This is a genomic window from Syntrophorhabdaceae bacterium (assembly GCA_028713955.1).
GTDB lineage: Bacteria > Desulfobacterota > Syntrophorhabdia > Syntrophorhabdales > Syntrophorhabdaceae > UBA5609.
Map to the genome: position 1 here is coordinate 1 of JAQTNJ010000263.1, position 4,151 is coordinate 4,151.

General features: G+C 46.4%; 4 protein-coding genes. 1 reads left to right on the top strand and 3 read right to left on the bottom strand.

Annotated elements, in window-relative coordinates; genetic code table 11:
* A partial coding sequence (locus PHU49_15320) for an ASKHA domain-containing protein (protein ID MDD5245377.1) occupies nt 1-1,091 on the top strand: 1,091 nt, incomplete at its 5' end.
* A gap of 52 nt (nt 1,092-1,143) precedes the next feature.
* On the opposite strand, the gene PHU49_15325 is transcribed toward PHU49_15320, so the two are convergent.
* The 3 genes from PHU49_15325 to PHU49_15335 form a co-directional block, all read right to left on the bottom strand.
* Nucleotides 1,144-1,692 carry a DUF6125 family protein gene (locus PHU49_15325; GenBank protein ID MDD5245378.1) on the bottom strand — a complete coding sequence of 183 codons (549 nt, stop codon included), beginning with the start codon at nt 1,690-1,692 and terminating at the stop codon, nt 1,144-1,146.
* 435 nt (nt 1,693-2,127) lie between these two features.
* Nucleotides 2,128-2,931, bottom strand: a complete 804-nt coding sequence (locus PHU49_15330) for a hypothetical protein (protein MDD5245379.1) — start codon at nt 2,929-2,931, stop codon at nt 2,128-2,130.
* A 217-nt stretch (nt 2,932-3,148) separates the two neighbouring features.
* Entirely contained in the window at nt 3,149-3,601 is a 453-nt protein-coding gene (locus PHU49_15335; GenBank protein ID MDD5245380.1) for a GNAT family N-acetyltransferase, read from the bottom strand.
* Between the last annotated feature and the right edge of the window lie 550 nt (nt 3,602-4,151).

Here is a 4,151-nt window from a genome sequence, read left to right on the forward strand (position 1 = left end):
TCAACGCCTTGATAGATGAGATGGTGACGAGGAACGGATGTTCTCCTAACCAGATCATTGACATGACGGTTGTGGGGAATACTGTGATGCACCATATCTTTCTTGGAATAGTCCCTGACCGTCTTGGACTCTGGCCTTTTGAACCATCGATAAAAGAATCCGTCAACATAAAGGCACGCGAGTTGGGCATGCTCATCAACCCCTCCTCGTATGTCCACGTGCTTCCCGTTGAGGCCGGTTTTGTTGGCGCCGACAATGTGGGAGTCCTCATATCCGAGGAACCTTACAACGGGAATGATCTGTCTCTTACCATAGACATCGGGACAAACGGTGAGGTAGTCCTTGGGAACAGGGAGACCCTGCTCTCCTGTTCCTGTGCCACCGGCCCTGCCCTTGAGGGAGCACATATCTCCTGTGGCATGCGGGCTGCGCCAGGGGCCATAGAAAAGGTACGTATCCACCCGGACACCCTGGAAGTCGATTACGTTGTGATTGGAAATAAAGGATGGGCGAGCGAGCAAGGAAGATGTGAAATTCTTCCTTCTGGTGTGTGTGGCTCCGGGATCATTGACACTGTTGCCCATCTTTTTAAAACAGGGGTGATTAAGGCAAATGGTAGTTTTCAGAAAACCCTGAAGACGCCTCGGCTCAGGAGAGGAAGGTCAGGCTCGATGGAATTTGTGTTGGTCCGGCATCATGAATCAGCTACAGGAAGTGATATCGTGTTTACGCAAAAAGACATACGACAGGTACAGCTTGCAAAGGCTGCACTACATGGTGGGTGCAGGGTGCTCATGAATCATCTCAAGATTGATGCCATACACAGGATAATAATATCCGGCGCCTTTGGTATGCATATCGACAAAGAGAGCGCACTTGCAATCGGTCTTTTTCCATGGTGTGAACCGGAAAACATTACTATGGTAGGAAATGCGGCAGGGCACGGAGCATATCTTGCATTGATTAACAGGGAGAAACGGGAAGAGGCTGACAGAATTGCGGGGATGGTAACCCACATTGAACTTGCACTGGAAGAAAAATTTCAAAAAGAGTTTTTAAGGGCACTCTCAATACCTTATAAGCCTGATTAGTGAGAGTAAGCATCTCTCATTGCTGGCAGGCACCATCTATACCGCATTGCCTTCATTCATATAACTTCGTTGTCTCCTCGTCTATCCAGACTTCCCATTGGCACCATAATTTTTCGGGATGTTTATCCGGCGGACACACAATGCACTTATACCGTATACCGGGGTTCAGTTCTTTAAAGAAACCATCAAAATACCTTATCCCAACCGTCTTGCAGGGAAATTCTCCCATACCCTTTTTGACCCGTGCCTTCTGCGGATGGCAATCGGTGACGGACAGATAGCACCTCCCGTCCCGTACCTCAGCCCGCCCCCCGAGGTTGCTGAATACGGACGTCAGCAGGTAGGCCCTGCATATCCCTTCCAGCGTAGACACGCGGTCGATGGACAAGAATTTTTTGAGGATCTTTGCCTCGCCTTTCCCGAATTCTCCCCACACCCCTTCATCCACTTCAATCGCCCTGTCTATCCCATCCATGCGCTCGACGCCGAGAAACCAGAGCCCATCCAGTGTCAGGGCGAATCGCCCATACATCTTTACCAAATCGATCAACTGTTCTTTTGACAACTTCTGATACTCATCGACATTTGACCATCCTGACATTTTTCGTTATCTCCTTTTGATCTGTAAGGGTAATAATTTAATGTACCAACTTGTCTTTTATTCAATGCTATACCCACTGATGAAAAAAAGACAAGAATTTTTTTTGACAAAAACAGAGTATAATCGTGAATAAAATCAATTATAAACCCGGATACGTCGTGAGAGAAAGGCAGCAGAGAGCGGAGAGCCGAGGGCAGAGAAATAAACTCCTTAAAGGAATTGCTTCTTTTTTTTACTATTTACTATTTTGCTCGACACTTCCTTCGCAATTAAACCGTACACCGTTCACTATTCACTGCCTTTATCCAGCGTGTTTGCGGAGAAGAGCCCGACATCGATGCTCGTCCTACGAGAAAGACAACGTAATAAACTCAATGAACACTATAAACGGGTTTTTGTCGTTGAAAGCTGTTCGCTAACGGATGATAGCGGATGTTACGCCGGGAACCATTGTGCGTGGTCGCGGGGATCGTAACTGGAATAAAGATATATCTGCGGGAATTGATCACGAACAAGAGGATCGTTGTAGATCAATTTCAACATTTCAAGCATATGCTTGTCGCCTGACCAGATGATCTTGGGTTGTTGTTCGAGCGCTGACTTTGCGCAGCTGTTTGCAATGAGTCCCAGGTCGTTTTTGTTTGGTTTGTCAAGGTTGTTGCGGGCTATTGCCTGGCTGCAGAATGAAAATATCCTTTCGTACAGTTGTTCGGAACTGAAATCAAAGATCCTGCCTCCTAGCTTGAGTGTTTCAAAGAGCATATCCATGCGTTCCAGATAGAGCTTCTGGTGTCTCCATACGTCATTGATCCATTCTAAGTTGCCGCCTGAACGCGTACGGTACACATTAAAGAAGCACTCCAGCCCCTTTTTTTGTTCTTCATACACCTCGACAGGCGCCGCAATGTTCAGGTTGTATACAATATCCTCCATGACAGTCAGAAAGTGATTAAGCTCGTGAAAGAGCACGGGAAGGTATTGCTGATAGCTGCTGTTCTGGGTCCGTTTAATGAATCCGAGATAATTAAAGACCTGGTTAATATAAGAAGAACTGACATAACTGGGGTGACGGGAAATCCCGTCATAGGGTTTCTGTGTTCTGCGGGGGTCCTGGACGCGGGGGATGGTCAGCTCCCGGGAGATGTAAACGGCGAACATATTGGAATCCAGGATGTTCTCAAAAGGACTTTGTTGAAGCGCCCGGAAAACCGATTGCGGATATGACCTTGTTTCCTTCAAATATTCCCGCTCCCCTTGTTTGATTCAGTATAAAGCAATAGTTCCTGTCTGTCAAAAAGAGAATGACTATACAGAATCGATCGGGATGCGTACCTTTATCGTGCCGAGTTATACCGGAAATTAGGAAACAATGAACTGTCTGACGGTGATCTTCAGAAGGCTGCTGCTTTACAATAATTTTAATCCCGGTAGATTACAGAACGAAGAAGGGGGTCTGTTATACCTTTAGCACGAGGTTTATCATATCGCCCCGCGAGAAACCCATGGCGTGAAAGAATTGCAGAAGATCCCAGTCATTCCAGTTCACAAGGGTATAAATTGTATCGACGCCGTATTTTTTCAGGTTGGCAACGAGGGTGGCAGCAAGAACCTTCGCGATGCCCCTGTTTTGATAATCGGGATCTATGCCGATTGTGTCAATCCAGCCGATGTTGTTAGGGACCTTGAATTCCCATCCGCTGACTTCTCCGAGGATAAATCCTGCTACCTTGCCGTCTATCTCTGAAACAAGCGATGCGTCGGGTGGTCTCGATTCAGCCTGTTTTATGATCTTGTTGGCCCAGTAATCCTTTCTTGATTCTCCAAGTACCTTCGTATCGATATCAACGATGTAGTCAAGATCTTCTTTGACCATCCTTCTCACTGACAATTTGTCTAAAAAATTGCTCATTATATCTACCTCGCTTGTTCTTTTTTTAACATACTACTAATTAGATATCAATAAAATCCTTTAAACTGAATATATTTTCACAAGCAGGGCGTCAGGCTTTCAACTGTCAGTGAAATTATAAACCCGTATGTCGTGAATCGATAAAACCCGTAATTTGTAATTCGTGAGACGTGAATGGAAAAGGGGATGAGATTGCCACGCTCCGCTCGCAATGACAACCCGCTCTTCCTGTGCCGTACAGTTTTTCTCCCTTTACGAATTACGACTCACGATTCACGGGGTTCTCCGCCGAACGTTTCACACCGAACGGATTTTCTTGGAGTCTCGATATACGATATACGATATACGAAATACTGCCCTTCTGCTTGCCTGACGCCTCATGGGTCTCTCGCTGTGCATCGCAATTAGATTGTTGTAATTTTGCCTCGGCCATTTTATAATGGTGTATCGGAGGTTGTCTGGACTATACAATAAAGATCGGCGGCGAAGCAGGACAGGGGATACAGACGGTAGGCGATTCCCTGGCAAGGGTATTCTCGAGGTCCGGATA

Excerpts from the sequence above, each read along its gene's own strand:
- PHU49_15325 (MDD5245378.1), bottom strand. The coding sequence starts at position 1,692 with ATGTCAGGATGGTCAAATGTCGATGAGTATCAGAAGTTGTCAAAAGAA.
- PHU49_15335 (MDD5245380.1), bottom strand. The coding sequence starts at position 3,601 with ATGAGCAATTTTTTAGACAAATTGTCAGTGAGAAGGATGGTCAAAGAA.